The organism is Pseudomonas sp. SCT (genome assembly GCF_003864275.1).
Taxonomy (GTDB): Bacteria; Pseudomonadota; Gammaproteobacteria; order Pseudomonadales; family Pseudomonadaceae; genus Stutzerimonas; species Stutzerimonas stutzeri_AE.
Genome location: NZ_BDJA01000004.1, coordinates 116,647 through 134,061, shown reverse-complemented (window position 1 = coordinate 134,061; position 17,415 = coordinate 116,647). Strand labels below are relative to the sequence as shown.

19 protein-coding genes are annotated in these 17,415 nt (G+C 64.0%); 9 read left to right on the top strand and 10 right to left on the bottom strand.

From position 1 onward, the window contains the following. Positions 1 to 46: 46 nt before the first annotated feature. The 9 genes from BHD08_RS11720 to argH form a co-directional block, all read right to left on the bottom strand. The gene (locus BHD08_RS11720) at positions 47 to 514 is read right to left on the bottom strand and encodes a sigma factor-like helix-turn-helix DNA-binding protein (RefSeq protein WP_125022452.1); all 468 of its coding nucleotides are present in this window, start codon (positions 512 to 514) and stop codon (positions 47 to 49) included. A gap of 85 nt (positions 515 to 599) precedes the next feature. Further along, complete coding sequence (locus tag BHD08_RS11715) at positions 600 to 3,425, bottom strand: class I adenylate cyclase (RefSeq protein ID WP_125022450.1); 2,826 nt, start codon at positions 3,423 to 3,425, stop codon at positions 600 to 602. Positions 3,426 to 3,564: 139 nt separating this feature from the next. Continuing rightward, positions 3,565 to 3,810, bottom strand: coding sequence for a TIGR02647 family protein (locus tag BHD08_RS11710; RefSeq protein WP_015278419.1), 246 nt, complete (start codon positions 3,808 to 3,810; stop codon positions 3,565 to 3,567). A 78-nt stretch (positions 3,811 to 3,888) separates the two neighbouring features. Further along, the gene (locus tag BHD08_RS11705) at positions 3,889 to 4,332 is read right to left on the bottom strand and encodes a hypothetical protein (protein WP_125022448.1); all 444 of its coding nucleotides are present in this window, start codon (positions 4,330 to 4,332) and stop codon (positions 3,889 to 3,891) included. A gap of 68 nt (positions 4,333 to 4,400) precedes the next feature. Next, on the bottom strand, positions 4,401 to 4,928 hold the full coding sequence (locus BHD08_RS11700) for a hypothetical protein (protein ID WP_125022446.1): 528 nt from the start codon (positions 4,926 to 4,928) through the stop codon (positions 4,401 to 4,403). A 92-nt stretch (positions 4,929 to 5,020) separates the two neighbouring features. After that, positions 5,021 to 6,169, bottom strand: coding sequence for an NnrS family protein (locus tag BHD08_RS11695; protein ID WP_125022444.1), 1,149 nt, complete (start codon positions 6,167 to 6,169; stop codon positions 5,021 to 5,023). A gap of 41 nt (positions 6,170 to 6,210) precedes the next feature. Then, entirely contained in the window at positions 6,211 to 6,690 is a 480-nt protein-coding gene (locus BHD08_RS11690) for a GNAT family N-acetyltransferase (protein WP_125022442.1), read from the bottom strand. Between the two features lie 20 nt (positions 6,691 to 6,710). Beyond that, positions 6,711 to 6,953 carry a hypothetical protein gene (locus BHD08_RS11685; RefSeq protein WP_125022440.1) on the bottom strand — a complete coding sequence of 81 codons (243 nt, stop codon included), beginning with the start codon at positions 6,951 to 6,953 and terminating at the stop codon, positions 6,711 to 6,713. 19 nt (positions 6,954 to 6,972) lie between these two features. Beyond that, entirely contained in the window at positions 6,973 to 8,367 is a 1,395-nt protein-coding gene (gene argH / locus BHD08_RS11680; RefSeq protein WP_125022438.1) for an argininosuccinate lyase, read from the bottom strand. A 207-nt stretch (positions 8,368 to 8,574) separates the two neighbouring features. Between argH and BHD08_RS11675 the strand changes: the two genes are divergently transcribed. The 9 genes from BHD08_RS11675 (at position 8,575) to BHD08_RS11635 (ending at position 16,918) form a co-directional block, all read left to right on the top strand. Further along, complete coding sequence (locus BHD08_RS11675; RefSeq protein WP_125022846.1) at positions 8,575 to 9,633, top strand: sensor histidine kinase; 1,059 nt, start codon at positions 8,575 to 8,577, stop codon at positions 9,631 to 9,633. Continuing rightward, on the top strand, positions 9,630 to 10,376 hold the full coding sequence (locus tag BHD08_RS11670) for a LytTR family DNA-binding domain-containing protein (protein ID WP_015278411.1): 747 nt from the start codon (positions 9,630 to 9,632) through the stop codon (positions 10,374 to 10,376). The genes BHD08_RS11675 and BHD08_RS11670 overlap by 4 nt, the downstream gene beginning before the upstream one ends. A 155-nt stretch (positions 10,377 to 10,531) precedes the next feature. Beyond that, positions 10,532 to 11,470, top strand: coding sequence for a hydroxymethylbilane synthase (hemC, locus tag BHD08_RS11665; protein WP_015278410.1), 939 nt, complete (start codon positions 10,532 to 10,534; stop codon positions 11,468 to 11,470). Beyond that, entirely contained in the window at positions 11,467 to 12,237 is a 771-nt protein-coding gene (locus BHD08_RS11660; protein WP_125022436.1) for a uroporphyrinogen-III synthase, read from the top strand. The genes hemC and BHD08_RS11660 overlap by 4 nt, the downstream gene beginning before the upstream one ends. Positions 12,238 to 12,253: 16 nt before the next feature. Next, positions 12,254 to 13,432 carry a uroporphyrinogen-III C-methyltransferase gene (locus BHD08_RS11655; RefSeq protein WP_125022434.1) on the top strand — a complete coding sequence of 393 codons (1,179 nt, stop codon included), beginning with the start codon at positions 12,254 to 12,256 and terminating at the stop codon, positions 13,430 to 13,432. After that, complete coding sequence (locus BHD08_RS11650) at positions 13,429 to 14,649, top strand: heme biosynthesis HemY N-terminal domain-containing protein (RefSeq protein WP_125022432.1); 1,221 nt, start codon at positions 13,429 to 13,431, stop codon at positions 14,647 to 14,649. Before BHD08_RS11655 ends, BHD08_RS11650 begins: the two co-directional genes overlap by 4 nt. Positions 14,650 to 14,766: 117 nt before the next feature. Then, complete coding sequence (locus BHD08_RS11645; RefSeq protein ID WP_125022430.1) at positions 14,767 to 15,258, top strand: disulfide bond formation protein B; 492 nt, start codon at positions 14,767 to 14,769, stop codon at positions 15,256 to 15,258. Between the two features lie 257 nt (positions 15,259 to 15,515). Then, positions 15,516 to 15,983 carry an Rsd/AlgQ family anti-sigma factor gene (locus tag BHD08_RS11640; protein WP_015278405.1) on the top strand — a complete coding sequence of 156 codons (468 nt, stop codon included), beginning with the start codon at positions 15,516 to 15,518 and terminating at the stop codon, positions 15,981 to 15,983. Positions 15,984 to 16,087: 104 nt separating this feature from the next. Beyond that, positions 16,088 to 16,918, top strand: coding sequence for an AlgP family protein (locus tag BHD08_RS11635; RefSeq protein ID WP_125022428.1), 831 nt, complete (start codon positions 16,088 to 16,090; stop codon positions 16,916 to 16,918). Here BHD08_RS11635 and BHD08_RS11630 read toward each other — a convergent pair. Beyond that, complete coding sequence (locus BHD08_RS11630; protein ID WP_125022426.1) at positions 16,894 to 17,370, bottom strand: TIGR02444 family protein; 477 nt, start codon at positions 17,368 to 17,370, stop codon at positions 16,894 to 16,896. The two genes, BHD08_RS11635 and BHD08_RS11630, sit on opposite strands and share 25 nt — an antisense overlap. Between the last annotated feature and the right edge of the window lie 45 nt (positions 17,371 to 17,415).

The following is a 17,415-nucleotide window of genomic DNA, read 5'->3' as shown; positions in this document are numbered from 1 at the left end:
TCATTTAGAGATCACCGACAGTTGGAATAAACCCAGATTTGGCTTGTTACGGCTGCTTTGTCGCTCCGTCCAGCGCAGCCGCGCAGCGACTGAGTGCCGTGCGTATCGCCTGGTGGGCCATGCCGGCAGTGATGTCCAGTTCCCTTGCGACCTGCTCCAGCGTATAGCCACGCAGGCGATGCAGTTCGAAGGCCGTGCGGGTGCGCGTCGGCAGCTGTGCCAGAGCGGCGGCGATCAGCGTGAGCTCGCCCGGATGCGCACATACCTGCTCGGCACGTTGTTCCCTTAAGCGAGACGCGCGGTCGTCCGCTTTGGCGAGCGCGGGCTTGGTCACGATACGCAGGAGAAAACTAATGGCCTTGCTCAGCCAGAAGCCGGCTTGAGCGTCCCGGTGCGAAGTCTTGTGGCCATCCATGGCGGTTTGGCTTGTCAGCGCTCGGTTCGCCGGCAATGAACCGACGGGGATGCCGTGATCAGCCGCGAACAGATCGGTTTTGTTGTTTTGTTCGTTCACGATGGTGCGCTCTCGAAGAAATGCGCGGATGGCCCGGGCATCCTAGCCTGAGGGCAAAATGACATCAAGCGGGAAGCTTTATCATTTAGCCGTCCATGGCGGCGTTCAGTGCAGCCTCTAGCCGGGACTTGTAGCGTAGGTACTGCACGGTCTGGCTGCGCCCGCCGCCGTGCAGGCCGGTGAGGTCGAGATCGGTGATGTAGCAGGGGTAGCGCTCGCCATCACGGCGGCGGGAGATGATGGTGCGAGCCACGGCGGCGAACAGCCCGGCTCCGTACTCCAGACCGGAAAATTCCTGCTGGTTGCAGTACAAGGTGACCTGCGAACGACCGTTGTCGCCGGCTTCGACGATGGCCTGCACGTCATAGAATGGGTCGTTGATTTCTTCCAATGGCGCGGGGCGGCGCTCGAGTTGTGCTGGTTGCGATCCCTGCTCCGGCTGGATGCGGTAGAAGATGATGGGCGCCTCAGCCAGCAGCTGGGCCTGATTTTCCTGCTGTGCCTTGCGTCGATAGCGCATCGACTCGAGAAAACGCATCAGCGGTCGCAACAGCGAGCGTTCGTCGCGATAGGGCAGGTGCTGGCGCCACAGTGCGTTGTATTCGTCCAGTACGCTGATCTCGGCAAGCTCGCCCGCGGCGCGGTAGAACACCTGCAAGCAGCCTGGTCGCTGCTGGGCGAGGATCAGCGCCAGGTCGTCTCCTTCCAGCGCCGCACGGTCGAGCTGCAGCGGCAGGTACGCGTGATGTGCTTCGCCCAGATGTTCGATCAGTGCTGAACGGTCGAGAAGATTGATGAGGCGCAGCTCGCCTGCATCGCGTTGCAACACATGGAAATGTTGGCGGATCTTCAGCAGGTAGCGCCCTCGAGCCTCGCTGGCAAGGCCTTGGCGGGCATCGTCGAAGAGCTGCTCGACGCGCCGGGCGATGAGCTGCCCGCGATTGCGTGCGAAGCAGAACACCTGCGGCTGCGGCAGCTCTGCGCCCGGCTCGAGGTTCTCCAGATAATCGCGCAGGCACAGGGGCAGCGCCTTCGGACCGTCGTAACGGGTCACCAGCATCTCGTTCCAGCTGTTGAGGGTGACCTGGTCGATGCTGAGTATGAGGTTTTCCGCCGCTGCGCTCGGTAGCGCCGGCTCGTTACCTGCTTGCCCTGACGCGGTCTGTTGTGTGGGGTCCAGGCCGACGTTGATCAGCAGCAGCACACGGCTGGGTTTGCATGCCGCCAGCAGTGCCTCCTCGTCCACCTGCGGCAGTGGCATTGGCATCGCCCGGCGCAGGTCGCTGAGCAGGGCAAACAGCTCCGCCTCGCTCAAGCCGCTATCGCCTGGGAACAACGAAAGGTGGGTGCCGGTATCGACAATACCGTTGCGATGGCACCAGGCGAGCAGCGCGAGCAGTTCGCGGGTGCGTTTCAGTGGTGCGAAATTGGACAGCTCCTGAGCCGAGTGCCGGCCCTGGTAGAGGGACCAATGCACATTGCCTGCAGCGTCGTAGCCGTGTGCCAGGGTCAGGCTGTCCTCGGCCATATCGGGGGATATGCCGAGGTTGACCACCTCGACCTTGCCAGCCTTGCGCTCGATGGCTGCGTAGAGGCGGCGACCGAGTACGCCGAGGTCACGGCTGGTGAGCGGGCTGACTGCCTGCAGGCGGCGGGTGAAGTCGCTGAGGAAGCGATAGCCATAGGTCAGTTCGTTGACCAGCGCCCGTCGCTCCTGACTGACCTGGCGCACCTTCCACTGGCTGCGATTGTCGAGCAGGGCGAACTGGCGTTCATCCCAGTGCCAGCTGCGCGTCATGCTTTCGAGCAAGGTTCGCTGCCAGCTCTTGTTGCGGTGCACCGGTGGTCGGCTCAGCGGGCGGTTGATCTTCAGGTACAGGCAGCGTCGCGCCAGCTCCAGGCGCTCCTGGTCGCCGCGTTCGCTCAGGTAGCGTTCGATGGCGCCATAGGCGGCGATGTAGGGATCGAGTTCGTCCAGCTCGACGTTGCCGTGATAGATGGCCCGTTTGAAATCCAGCGCCAGGCAGCGAAGTTGCGGGTACTGGCTGGCATACACCTCGACCAATAGCAGCTTGAACAGCGACTTGTACGGGGAGGCGATGGCCTTGTAGAGCTGCCAGAGCCCGGCGCCGACGAACTCCCCCGGCGGCACCTGGCCGAGGTGACCGAGATCGAGGACCTCATCGACACGGACGAAGCGCTTGGCCAACAGCGTCGTCACGTAATCGTCGTAGCGATGCTCCTCGTAGTCCGGCACCAGCCACCATAGCGGTGTGCAGCCACCGAGCCAGAGCGCGGTGCGGTAGAACTCATCGAGCAATAGATAGTGCTGGGTGGTGCCGCAGTCATCGGAGGTCAGCCGGGCTTCGCGCTGGCCCTGGGTGAAACGCTGCGGATCGACCAGAAAGAAGTGCGCTTCGCTGCCCTGGGTCGCCGCCCAGGCTTGCAGGAGTTCGCACTTGCGGCGCAGTTCCTCGAGTCCCTGGGTGTCCAGCGCTGGATCGTGACAGACCCAGACGTCCAGATCGCTGTGTTCGTCCTGCGCTACGGTCCCCAGGCTGCCCATGAGGAACAGGCCTTGGATCGGTCGCGGTGCCTTGCCGCGCACGGGCCTGTAGGCAAATGAACGGCTCAGGCGCTGCGCTTCGGCCAGGTGTTCGCTATCCGGCTCGAAGTGGGCGAGCCCCGCCGGCGTGTTCGTCGACACGTAGCCGGGAAGCATCGGATGGTTGACGTGGAACAGCAGCGGCAACAGCTTGAGCACCTGCTGCTGGCGGGTCGACATGGCGGCCAGTGCTCGATTCAACCGGGCATCGTTCACTGCGAGAAAGCGCGCACGCAGGGTCGTCAGGACCTTGCGATCGATGCCGTCTTCGAGAATCGGCTGGATAGGGTGGTGAGTGCGGATCATGGTGGGTCTTGCAGGCCTGGCTAACCTTGTTCATCGGCCAACAGGCGCAGGGCTTGAGGCTGGCTCGGAGCTTGGCGGCGACCGACCGAAGCCCGGGGCGGCATTATCCGGCCCGGGCAGCGCAGTAAAACGGGGTTATTCAGGCCGTGGCCGTTTCCGAAAGGATGGTGAGCAGCGTTTGTGCCTGTTCGGCGGCGTCACGGCCGAGGCTGGTGAGGTAACCGCCGTCAGCCTGAGTGATCAGGCCCTTGGCGTGCAGACGTGAAAAGGCGGCGATAGTCGAAGGACTGGCGTCGTGATGAACCTTCAGGCCTTCCTGCAGGTTTTCCAGATTGAACTGTCGAAGTACGTCCAGTTCGGCGACCAACTCAGGGGTGTACGACATGCTCGCTCCTCGGATGGTGGGCTCGTGCCCTGTTTGCTGAGTGTAGATGCTGTCAGTGGCCCTGCCTTGATCCAGGTCTTATTCGGTGGCTTCCGGCAGCTCTGGCAGTTTGCGCAGCATGACCTCGTAGGCGTTGGCGTCGAAGGGCCGGTCTGCGGCCAGCATGCTGCGGATTTCGTGTGCCAGAACCACCGCCATCATCTGCAGGCATTCGTCGCGCTCGTAGCCGACCAGGGTGAGCTTGTTCAGTGTGGCTTGAGTGGCTGCCGGCTCGCCTGCTTCGATCTGGTTCTCGATGGCCTGGATCAGATGGGATTCGGCGAAGGTTTCGTCTTCTTCGTTCTCAGGGGTGTCTTGCACCATGGCGGGGGTCTCGTCGAGCGGTGCCGGATTTTCCTCATCGAGCTGACAGATCGTACAGCTGCCGTCATCCGGACGGTTGGTTTCAACGTAGCGTACCCGTCGATGGGCGGCCTGGCGATCGGCATCGATGCGAAAGCGTGGGCGGTCGGGCTCGGACATGGGTACTTCTCCGTTTGCATGTTTTGCAGCTAAGCAGATGCGAGTATGCGCGGCAACATACGACAGCGTCAGTCCATAAAGCTCAATGCCAGGCAAAGCAGGCCGAATGCGCTCCACACCAGCGAAAAAATGATGGGTGTACGTAGAGAAAATAGCAGCGTGCGTTTGTAGCGACGTCCGCCGGGCGGGCTGTTGCCCTCGCCGAACAGCGCCGACTCGTTGTTCGGCAGTATGCCCACGCGACCTTCGATCTGTAGCAGCTCGCCCTGTTTCTGATGCCAGCGCTCAATGACCTCGAAATTGGCCTTGATGCCGGGCATGGCGTGAATCGAGGTGATCAACCCGAGTACCGAGAGAATGGCCGGTACGACCAGGCGGAACAGATCGCCCCATTCGGGATTGCTGTTGGCCATCGATGAGGCGAAGGCGATCATCAGAAAGGACTGCGACGACAGGTATGCGCTCGTGCGCTCGGCCAGCAATGACGATTCGAAGTGGATTTCCGAACGGTAGAACAGCAGCCGCTCCTTGGGCGAGTCGAAGAGCTCGGCGCCCTGGGTGTCCTGGTTCAGCAGCAGGGTGCGCAAGTCGGTCATGCAGGCCTCGATGAGTACGGCCGCTGCGGCTGGAATTAGCCGCCGGCTGCATGTAGGTCAAGCGCAAGCTGCGAGAGTTCCTGGCAAATGACTCAGCGGTCGACGGCGCGGCGCGGGCTATCCGAGTGCGCGTGGCGGCAGCGCCAGAGCAGCAGCGTCAGGGCAAGAAAGGCTAGCGACCAGGTTATTGCCGCCAGCAGCAACCAGCCCGGTCTGGACTGGTCAAGCAGTGCGGGCATCACACGGGCCAGGGCCGCCAGACTGATCAGCAGCGCGGCGGCCTGAATCCACGGTTGCGCAGCCGGATCGCGAAAGCGGTAGATCAGTTGCGTTCGTGCCATCACGGCGAAGGTCAGGCTGCCCAGTGCGCCGACGCTCAGCGCGTGTAGCGTTGCGTTGAGCGGCAGCCGTGGCAGCAGAGTGCCCAGGCCAAACAGCAGCAACCCGAGCGCGAGCCAGGCATAGCCGAGCAGCAGGATCAGCAGGTCCGGACGCGTGCAATGCCACGGCTGCCAGCGCAGCAGACGGATGATCGTGAGCACGCTGGCGCTGATCAGCACTGCTCCGGTCAATTGCCGGGCCAGTGACCAGGGCAGGAGGTTGAGCACAAGGGCGAGGCCCAGCAGGATCAGCACGGCGCCCTCGAGATTCGGCTGGACTCGCGCAGCCAGCTGCCGACCCTGGCTCTGTGCATAGCCGGCGACAGCGGGCGCGATGATGCGGCCGCCCATGAAGAACATCAGCGTCGCGAGCAGCAGCAGCGCTTCGAGCAATGCCAATCGATCAAGGGTCGCGCCTAACCCCCCGCTGGCCGCCGCGCTGAGCAGCCCCAGCCCGGCCACGATGGGTGCGACTGTCTGGTTGCGCCACTTCTTCGCAGCGCCAAGAAAGCGCGGCAGTATCTTCCCGGCAAGCCCGGCGGCGAAGAGTGCTGCGCTCGCCAGCGCCAGCCAGGAGCCCGGCCAGAGCAGAAAGCTCACCCGCGCGAGAAGCCAGCAGCCAAGCAGGGTCAGGGTAAAACGTAGCGGTTGCGGACCTAGCAGGTAGCCGGCGATCACCGCGAGGGCGAAACCGAAGATCATTTCATGAGCGTGGCCGGCGGGCGTAACCAATCCGGGCAACGCCGGAATCAGGCCGAGGAGAGCAAGGACCGAGCTTGGCAGGATGAGCGCTGCGTAGAGCGCGGCAGCAGGAAAGAACCAGGCGTTGGCAAAGGGCAGGCGAGGCTTGCGCTGCGGCATCGCAGTTGCGGAATCTGGCGCAGGCGCGTTCGGGCGGGTGATCAACCCGCTGCGAACTCTGACAGTGCGTCGCCGGCAAGGCGGTAGCCGATCCACTCGCTCTGTGGCCTGGCGCCGATGGATTCGTAGAAGTCGATGGCTGGCTGATTCCAGTCCAGTACCGACCACTCGAAGCGCCCGCAGCCGCGTGCCACCGCCAGTCTGGCCAGATAACGCAGCAGTGCCTTGCCGGCGCCGACGCCACGCTGTTGCGGGGTGACGTAGAGGTCTTCCAGGTACAGGCCGTGCTTGCCCAGCCAGGTCGAGTAGTTGAAGAAATACACCGCATAGCCGATCGGCTCGCCGTCCAGCTCGCAGATCAATCCGTGGGCGGTACTGCCGTCAGCGAACAGGCTGTTCTCGATGCCGGCGACGTCGGTCTTGACCTCGTGCTCAGCCTTTTCGTAGATCGCCAGGTCAGTGATGAAGCGCAGGATCAGCGCGGCGTCGTCTGGGGTGGCGGGGCGGATGGTGAGGGGCATTGAATTGTCTCGGGAGAAGATCAGCCATAGATGAAGGTCAGCCACGTCAACGGCAAGCCCATCAGGCAAAGAAAACCAAACGCCGCAACCCAGGCACTACGTGAGCTCATCGGGTCGGCTAGGCGTAGCGGCAGATCTGGGTAGCGGCCCAGCGTTAGCAGCCGTAAGGCAAACCAGCCAGTAGTGTAGAAAAGATAGGCCAGGGCGATCTCGGCGATCACCCCGGCCAGAAACGCTAGCCCGCGTAGCAGCGGTTCGAACATGGGAGTCCCGGACTTGCGCTTAGCGGCTGGCGAGCAGCTCCTGGCCGCGCTTGACCGCAGCGCGCACCTGCGCCGGTGCCGTGCCGCCGATATGATCGCGGGCGTTCACCGAGCCTTCCAGGGTCAGCACGGCGAACACGTCGTCGCTGATCTGATCGCTGAACTGGCGCAGCTCGTCCAGGCTCATTTCGGCCAGGTCCTTGCCGGTCTGCACGCCATACTTCACCGCGTGACCGACGATCTCGTGGCAGTCGCGGAAGGGCAGGCCCTTGCGCACCAGATAGTCGGCCAGGTCCGTGGCGGTGGAGAAGCCGCGCAACGCTGCCTCGCGCATGATGTCGCGCTTGGGCTTGATTGCCGGGACCATGTCGGCGAAGGCGCGCAGGCTGTCACGCAGAGTGTCGGCGGCGTCGAACAGCGGCTCCTTGTCCTCCTGGTTGTCCTTGTTGTAGGCCAGCGGCTGGCCCTTCATCAGCACCAGCAGGCCGGCGAGCGCGCCGAACACGCGGCCGGTCTTGCCGCGCACCAGCTCCGGGACGTCCGGGTTCTTCTTCTGCGGCATGATCGAGGAGCCGGTGCAGAAGCGATCGGGCAGGTCGATGAACTGGAACTGCGCGCTGGTCCAGAGCACCAGCTCTTCGGAGAAGCGCGACAGGTGCATCATCGCCACGCTGGCGGCGGCGCAGAATTCGATGGCGAAGTCGCGATCGGATACGCCGTCCAGCGAATTGCCGGAGATCGCCTCGAAGCCCAGCAGCTCGCAGGTGATTTCCCGCTGTATCGGGTAGGTGGTGCCGGCCAGCGCGGCCGAGCCGAGCGGCATGCGGTTGGTACGCTTGCGGCAGTCGACCAGGCGCTCGTAATCACGGCTGAGCATCTCGAACCAGGCCAGCAGGTGATGACCGAAGGTCACCGGCTGCGCGGTCTGCAGATGGGTGAAGCCGGGCATGATGGTGTCCGCTTCGGCTTCCGCCAGACCCAGCAGACCCTGCTGCAGACGGGTGATCTCGGCGAGGATGGTGTCGATCTCATCGCGCAGCCAGAGGCGGATGTCGGTGGCTACCTGATCGTTGCGGCTACGCCCGGTGTGCAGCTTCTTGCCGGTGACGCCGATGCGGTCAGTCAGCCGGGCCTCGATGTTCATGTGCACGTCTTCCAGATCGACGCGCCAGTCAAAGGTGCCAGCCTCGATCTCGCCCTGGATGTCTTTCAGGTTGGCGGTGATCTGGTCGCGCTCATCGGCGCTCAGCACGCCGGCCTTTTCCAGCATGGTGGCGTGGGCGATCGAGCCCATGATGTCGTGGCGATAGAGGCGCTTGTCGAACTCGACGGAGGCGGTGAATCGGGCGACGAAGGCGTCGACGGGCTCGCTGAAACGGCCGCCCCAGGACTGGTTGGTCTTGTCGGTGCTCATGAATGCGCTCGCTGAAATCCGAAGGCTGAGGAAAGGCGGCGATGATAACAGGGATGGCGCTGCTGTCGGGCACGTCGGAACCTCGCCGTGAAGGGTGAGCTGGCTGGCAAATCCCGACTAATCCCAGCATGGCGACGAGCGATCGTCTTGCCGTTGCCGGGGCGGCCAAGGAAACTCGCCCACCAGATAACCATCAGGCCGAATCGCGTGAAATCCACTGCCCTAACCGACGAATTCTTCGTGCCCGAGCTGTGCCAGCCCGAGGCCTTGCTCGGCCTCGTCCTGCTCGCCGAACTGCTGGTGTTCGTGCTGGTGCTGGCCGAGCCGATGCAGCCCAGCTTCAACTGGATGCGTCTGGCGCTGACCTCGCTGTTCGTGCAGTGGATCGTACTGCTCTCGGCCGGCACCATGTGCCTGCTGCGGCCTCTGCTGGCGCGCCTCCGCGCGGCCTTCGCGGGGCTTGCCTGCTGCGCGCTGGTGGTCGGCTTGACCCTGGCTTGCACGGCGGTGGCCGATATCTACCAGCTCGGCGGGCCGCTTTCACGCGACGGCGAGGTCAACCTCTACCTGCGCCATGCGTTGATCAGCCTGATCATGTCGGGGCTGCTGCTACGCTATTTCTATCTGCAGAGCCAATGGCGCCGTCAGGAGCAGGCTGAACTGCGCGCGCGGATCGAATCGCTGCAGGCGCGTATCCGCCCGCATTTCCTGTTCAACAGCCTCAACAGCATCGCGGCGCTGGTGGCCAGCGATCCGGTGAAGGCCGAGCAGGCGGTGTTGGATCTATCCGATCTGTTTCGCGCGAGCCTGGCGCGTCCCGGCACGTTGGTGGCCTGGAGCGAAGAGCTGGAGCTGTCGCGGCGCTATCTGTCGATCGAACAATATCGCCTGGGTGACCGTCTACAGATGGACTGGCAGGTCGACGGCGTACCGGACGATCTGCCGATTCCGCAGCTCACGCTGCAACCGTTGCTGGAGAATGCACTGGTGTATGGCATCCAGCCCCGTATCGAGGGAGGTGTGGTGAGCGTAACCGCCGATTATGTCGATGGCACGTTTCAGTTGGTGGTCAGTAACCCCTTCGACGAAGTCGCTCAAACGCAGGCTTCACGCGGGACACGTCAGGGTTTGCAGAACATCGACGCACGATTAGCGGCACTTTTCGGTCCGCTAGCGAGTCTCAGCGTGGAGCGCCGTGAAGGCCGCCATTACACATGTCTACGCTATCCATGTGCGAGACAAACGCAGGAAGCCAGATCTATATGAATGTCCTGATTGTCGATGACGAACCTCTAGCCCGCGAGCGCCTCAGCCGACTGGTAGGTGACCTCGACGGCTATCGTGTCCTCGAGCCCGCTGCCAGCAATGGCGAAGAAGCATTGACGCTGATCGAGGAACTGCGCCCTGATGTCGTGCTGCTGGATATCCGCATGCCCGGGCTCGATGGCCTGCAGGTTGCCGCCAAGCTCTGCGAGACGGATGCGCCGCCGGCCGTGATCTTTTGTACTGCCCATGATGAATTCGCCTTGGAAGCGTTCCAGGTCAGCGCGGTTGGCTACCTGGTCAAACCGGTACGCCCGGAACACCTCACCGAGGCATTGAAGAAGGCGGAACGGCCGAACCGGGTGCAGCTCGCCGCGTTGACCCGGCCGGCGGCGGTTTCCGGTGCCGGACCGCGCAGTCACATCAGCGCGCGTACCCGCAAGGGCATCGAGCTGATCCCGCTGGACCACGTGATCTACTTCATTGCCGATCACAAGTACGTCACCTTGCGCCACATAGGCGGCGAAGTGTTGCTGGACGAGCCGTTGAAGTCCCTGGAAGACGAGTTCGGTGAGCGCTTCGTGCGTATCCACCGCAACGCGCTGGTGTTCCGTGACCGGATCGAGCGCCTGCAACGCACGCCGCTCGGGCACTTCCAGCTGTTCCTCAAGGGGCTCGAAGGCGAGGCGCTGACGGTGAGCCGTCGGCATGTGGCCGGTGTGCGCAAGCTGATGCAGAACCTCTGAACCAGTACGGTTCGCGGCGTCGGTGACCGTCAGCTCCTGCAGCTGGCGGGCTCCGGCACAGTGGCGTGACACCACTCTTTACTTGATTCCGGCCAACCCAGGCTGGTTGTCCGGCCTGTTATCATCGCCGGCAATTCACTGTTCTGGAATTGCCCATGTCTCGCGAAATTCGCATCGCCACCCGCAAGAGTGCCCTGGCCCTGTGGCAGGCCGAATACGTCAAGGCGCGCCTGGAAGCGTCGCACCCGGGGCTGAAGGTCACCTTGGTGCCGATGGTCAGCCGCGGCGACAAGCTGCTCGACGCGCCCCTGGCGAAAATTGGCGGCAAAGGCCTGTTCGTCAAGGAGCTGGAAACGGCGCTGATGGAGAACGAAGCGGACATCGCCGTGCACTCCATGAAGGATGTGCCGATGGAGTTTCCCGAAGGGCTGGGCCTGTACTGCATCTGCGAGCGTGAAGATCCACGCGACGCCTTCGTCTCCAATCACTACGACGACCTCGATGCGCTGCCGCCCGGCAGCGTGGTCGGCACCTCGTCGCTTCGCCGCCAGGCCCAACTGCTGGCGCGTCGGCCGGACCTGAAAATCCAGTTCCTGCGCGGTAACGTCAATACCCGACTGGCCAAGCTCGATGCCGGCGAGTACGACGCCATCATCCTCGCCGCCGCCGGGCTGATCCGCCTTGGCTTCGGCGAGCGCATCCGCTCCAGTATCAGCGTCGATGAGAGCCTGCCGGCCGGCGGTCAGGGTGCGGTCGGCATCGAGTGCCGCACCGGCGACAGTGAGCTGCATGCGCTGTTGGAGTGCCTCAACCATCCGCAGACTGCTACCCGCGTCGTCGCCGAGCGTGCCTTGAACAAGCGCTTGAACGGCGGTTGCCAAGTGCCGATTGCCTGTTACGCGGTGCTCGAAGGCGAGCAGCTGTGGCTGCGCGGGCTGGTCGGGCAGCCGGACGGCACCTTGCTGCTACGCGCCGAGGGGCGTGCGCCGGCCGCCGACGCCGAGGCATTGGGTGTGCGGGTTGCCGAACAGTTGCTGGACCAGGGCGCCGAGCAGATCCTCCAGGCGGTTTACGGTGAGGCTGGCCACGAGTGAATGACTGGCGTGTGCTGCTGACCCGGCCGGCCGAGGAGTGCGGGCCGGTCGCGGCATCATTGGCTGAAGACGACATTCACACTGCGAGCCTGCCGCTGCTGGCGATCGAGCCTTTGCCGGAAACCGCCGAGCAGCGCGCGACGATTCTCGACCTGGATCACTACTGCGCGGTCATCGTGGTGAGCAAACCGGCGGCGCGGCTGGGCATCGAGCTGCTCGACCGCTACTGGCCGCAACCACCGCTTGGCCAGGCCTGGTTCAGCGTCGGTGCTGCCACCGGCGCGATACTCGCCGACTACGGTCTGGACACCAGCTGGCCGGAGCGCGGCGATGACAGCGAGGCGCTGCTGGCGCTGCCGCGCCTCGACGCGGCGCTGGCCAGACCCGATCCGAAGGTGCTGATCCTGCGTGGCGAGGGTGGGCGTGAGTTGCTCGCCGAGACGTTGCGCGGGCGTGGGGTGCAGGTGGATATCCTCGAACTCTACCGGCGTAGGCTTCCTGCTTACCCGCCGGGCACGCTGGCCGCTACGGTCCGTTCGGAACGGCTCAACGGCCTGGTGGTCAGCAGTGGGCAGGGTTTGCTGTCGCTGCATGAGCTGGCGGCCGATACCTGGCCTGAATTGCTTGAGCTAACCTTGTTCGTACCCAGTCCGCGGGTCGCGGAGATGGCTCGGCAGTTGGGCGCCAAACGAATTGTGGATTGCCGTGGCGCAAACGTTGCGGCATTGCTGGCGGCGTTGCGGGAAACCGCGGTGACTGCCTCCTGAAGCAAAGGATGGAAACGTGAGCGAAGCAGATTCCAAGAAAGAACCGCTGCAACCCCCCGCCAGTGAGCCGACCCCAGCCGTCGAGACTGCAAAGCCCGCCAAGCCTGCTCCATCCAGACCTGCCAGCGCCAATGCGGGCGGCAAATCGCTGGCGGCACTGGCGCTGCTGGTCGGTCTGGGTGGCGTGGCGCTCGGCGGTTATGGCCTCTGGCAGCTGAAACAGCTTGGTGCCAGCGAGGATCGCCAGCTCGAAGCGTTGCAGAGCACCGGTGAGCAGACTCGCCAGCTTGCTGAACGCGAGCGCGAGTTGGCAGCACGCCTGGGCCGTCTGGAGCAGCTGCCGTCGGCCAGCGAGCTGGAGGAACGGCGTCGATTGCTGGCGGCGTTGCAGAGCGATCAGCAGCGGCTTTCCGGGCGTGTCGAGCAGGTGCTGGGCGCCAGTCGCGAAGAATGGCGCCTGGCCGAGGCCGAACATCTGTTGCGTATGGCGATGTTGCAGCTGTCGGCGATGCAGGACATCAAGAGCGCCGAAATGCTGGTGCACGAAGCCGATCTGATCCTGCAGAAACAGGATGACCCCGGCGCCTACGGCACGCGGCAGAAACTGCTGGAGGGCCTTGAGGCGCTGCGCAGCCTGCCGGAGCTTGATCGCACCGGCTTGTTCCTGCAGCTCGGTGCGCTGCGTGGACAGAGCAACCAGCTCAGCGCGCTCGCACCCGAGTTCGTCAATGGCGAGGCCGTGCCGGAAAACGCGCAGGACAGCCGCTGGCAGCGCTGGCTCAACGAGCTGACTCGCTACGTGCGGGTGGATTTCGATGCCGGTGGCGATGTCAAGCCGCTGCTGGCCGGCCAGACGCTGGGGCAGGTGCGTCTGGCGCTGTCGCTGGCCATCGAGCAGGCGCAATGGGCAGTGCTCAACGGCAATACCAAGGTCTACCGCCAGTCGCTGGAGCAGGCGAGTGCAGTGCTCAAGGACCATTTCAGCGAAGACAACGGCCAGGCGCGTGGTCTGCACGAGCGCCTCGAAGCATTGTCCCAGCGCGAAGTAGAGGTGACCCTGCCTGATCTGGCGCCGGCGTTGCAGGCTCTGCAGGCCTATGTGCAGAAGCGCGAACGTCGCGACGAAGGCCCGGCGAGCGAGGCTTCGTCTCAGCCTGAAACGCAGACCGAGGCGCAGGAGGCAGAGCGCACATGAAACGCCTGGCCCTGGTATTCATCCTTCTGCTTGCGATCGCAGGCTTTCTCGGTTGGGCGATCAGTCAGAGCGCCGGCTATGTGCTGATCACCTACGACCAGTTCCGTTACGAATCGAGCTTCTGGATATTTCTCGCGCTGGTTGGCTGTCTGTGGTTGCTGGCCATGGTCGTGCACTGGTTGTTGGGCGTGCTGCAGGTGTCGGGGGCGCTGGTCAATCCATGGTCGCGGCGGCACCGCGCACGGCGTGTGGAAAATGCCTCCCGCAAGGGGCTGCGTGAGCTCGCCGAGGGCCAGTGGGGCCCGGCGTTGACGCACCTGCAGCTGGCGGCAGAGAAGGATCGCCAGCCGCTGGTGCATTACCTGGGCGCGGCGCGGGCAGCCAACGAGCTGGGCGAATATGCCCAGAGCGACGAGCTGCTGCACAAGGCGCGTGAGCGCGAGCCGGAGGCGGCACTGGCGATCGGCTTGACCCAGGCGCAGCTGCAGATTGCCCGTGGCCAGTATGTCGAAGCCCGTGCTTCGCTCAGCGAATTGCAGAGTGACCATCCGCGTCACCCCTATGTGCTTACGCTGCTGCAGCAGCTCTACGTGCAGCTGGAAGACTGGGCGGCGCTGTGCCGCTTGCTGCCGGAGCTGCGCAAGCATCGTGTGCTGCCGCCCGCGCGCCTGAGCGAACTCGAAGTGCTGGCCTGGACGGCAGCGGTCGAGCAGGCCGGGCAGCCGTCCGAAGTGGCCGCCGAGGCAGGCATCGAAGCGCTGAATCAGCGTTGGCAGACCGTTCCCAGCGCGCTGCGCAGCGAGCCGCTGGTAGTACGCGCTTATGCCGACGGGTTGTCCCGGCTGGGTGCGCAACCCAAGGCCGAAGAAGTGCTCTACGCAGCGATCAAACGGCAGTTCGATGATCGGCTGGTGGAGCGTTACGGACGGGTGCAGGGCCGTGATCCGGCGCGTCAGCTCGCGCACGCCGAAGGCTGGCTCAAGGATCATCCGCAAAACCCGGTGCTGTTGCTTGCACTGGGGCGTCTGAGCCTGCGTAACGAACTGTGGGGCAAGGCGCGCGATTATCTCGAGGCGAGCCTGCGTTTCGATCATCGTCCGGAAACCTGCGCCGAGCTGGCGCGTCTGCTGGCGCAGTTGGGTGACACCGAGAACAGCAACCGCTTGTTTCAGCAGGGCGTCGGTCTGCTCGGTCGCAATCTTCCCGCCACCCTGTGATCGGCTCGTCAGGTCCGCTATCGCGCGGGCCTGACGCATCTCCGAGGCTGTCCGCCGCTTGTAAGGCCGCTGGGGTTTCCACTACCGTAGCGAACTTTTCCAGCTAGCGGAGCCACCATGCGCCTGGCCAGCCCTCGTTCCCTGTTCGTCATCGCTTTTCTGGGCAGCGCCCTGTTGATCGCTATTGCGCTCTACATGGAGCACGTGATGGGGCTTGCGCCGTGTCCGCTGTGCATTGTTCAGCGCGTCTGCGTGATCGGTTTCGGCCTGATCTGCCTCATCGCGGCGATTCACGGGCCAGCCAAGACCGGACGCCGCATCTACTCGGGCTTTGCCCTGCTATTCGTGCTGGCCGGCGCTGCCACGGCAATCCGGCAGATCTGGCTGCAGAGCGTGCCGGCCGACCAGCTGCCAAGCTGCCTGCCGAGCCTGGAATACATGATGGAGGCATTGCCGTTCCAGGAAATCGCCCGCCTGGTGCTACACGGCACCGCCGAGTGCGCCGAGGTGAGCTGGACGATGCTGGGCATGAGCATCCCGGAGTGGAGCCTGCTGGGCTTTATCGGCATGGCGATCCTCTGCCTGTGGCAACTGCTGCGTCGCGACTGAGCAGATCTTTTACCTTCCTGTCGAACTCCCGTTGCGCTTGCACGGTCTTCTCATGGACGCGCGGCCCGTGGGGGCCGCTGTGCGCTCGCGAGATTCATCGGCATTTTGCTTGATGCATCGAGCGTCGCGGCATAGTCTGCTCGTGCGGTGACGGATTCCTGCCATTCGCTGCCGCCACTCACCCAAAGGCCGATACCGAAAGACAAAAACGTCTCGGGATGGCGTAAAGCATCATCGATTAGGGAAGTGAGGTCATCATGCTCGAGAGCTGTCGGAATGCCCAGGAACGCTGGGGTGGTGTACATCTACTGATCGACCGTTGGCTGCACGAGCGCCACGCTTTGATCAACGCGTACGACGGTTTGCACACCGAGCGCGACGACGCCGCTGCTCGTCAGGGTCTGCAGCAGTTCTGCGAATATCTGGTCGACTACGTCTCGGCTGGCCATTTTGAAATCTACGAACAATTGCTCGCCGAGGCTGAAGCCTTCGGCGACGCGCGTGCCATCGAGCTTGCCAAGCAGATCTATCCGCGTATCGAGACCATCACCCAGGTCGCGCTGGGCTTCAATGATCGCTGCGAAAAGGGCGATTGTCTGGGCAGCCCAGGCCTGGCCGATGAGCTGAAGAAGCTTGGTCAGCTGTTGCATGAGCGTTTCGAGCTGGAAGATTGCCTGATCGAAGTGCTGCATACCGCGCACAAGCAAGCCGCTACGCCGGCCTGAACAACGCGCCAGGCGCTGCGGCAGATGCAGCGCTTCCTGGCCGCTGGCGGCCACCTTGCGGGCCGTCTAGTATGGCTGCATCGTTCCCGCCAGGAGGCACCTTCATGCCCGCGAAGAAGAAGTCAGTCACTACACCGCTGCATCTGCTGCAACAGCTCTCGCACAGCCTTATCGAGCATCTGGACAAAGCCTGCAGCCAGGCAGTCAAGGATGCCGAAAGTGCGCTCGCCAAGCTGCAGAAGCAGCGCGGCAAAGCGCAGGAGAAACTGACCAAGGCCCGCGCCAAGCTGGACGAAGCGGGCAGTGCTGGCAAAGCCAAGGCGCAGACCAAAGCGCGCACCCGGCTCACTGAACTCGAGGACTCTCTCGCGCTGCTGCAGAGTCGTCAGAGCGAAACGCTGACCTATCTTGCCGAGCTCAAGCGCGACGCCGACCAGAGTCTGAAACTGGCGCAGGGCATCCGACAGGTTGCCGATGCCGCGGACAAGGAATTACTGAGTCGTCAGCAGGCGACCGCTACCACCGGCAAAGCTGCAGCGCCTCGGCAGGCCGCGCGCAAGCCGGCTCCAGCCGCTAAAACTGCTGCGAAAACCGCGGCCACGCCAGCCAGAACCCAAGCCGCCAAAGCAGCGGTAAAACCAGCAGCCAAAGCCCCAGTCAAGACTCCGGCCAAAGCGCCGGCAAAGACGTCAGTCAGTGCTGCCGCTTCCAAGCCCGCCACTGCACGCCCGACTGCTGGAAAGGCACCAGCCCGTACCCGACCTGCCGCCACGGCCAAGCCTGTGGTCGCTCCTGCGGCTGCTGAGAAAGCGGCGCCCGCCGCGCAGGCATCGGTTCAGCCTGCCGCCAGCAAGCCAGCCAGCCTGCCTGCCGCGAAGAAGCCCGCTCCGCGCAAGCCAGCCGCCAGCGCTCAAAAGTCGTCCAGCTCCCGCTGAATCCGATACGCCGCGCTGCGCAGGGTTTCCAGGCCTGCGCGGCAGTGGTTCGTCGGCGCCAGTGCGCTCAACCATAGGTTGGGTTCGCAAGACTCGACCCAGTCGTTACTTGTTGTCTGTAGCCGCGCCAGCAAGTGGCGCTCTGCCTGCAGCTCCATTGTCTTCAGCGTCTCGCGCAGTTCGCGCAACGCTTCGTCGCTCTGGGCCGGTGGTCGCCATGCCTGGCGCAGTGCGCGCAACGGCTCGACGACATCCCGTTGCCAGGGCGCGGCGATCTCCTGCAGCGCGTGCCGCCGCTCTTCGTTGCAGGCCACCCCTCGTGCTTCCAGCCAGGCAGCGCAAAGCAGCACGCACACATCGGCGCCCTGGCTCTGCAGCTCCAGACAGGCACTCTCGACGCCGGGTTGTGCGTAGCAACGCACAGCGAAATCCCACAGGTTCAGGTCAGGCATTGGCAATCGCCTTTTTTTGCGGCTAGCTCGGCTGGCTTTCCAGGC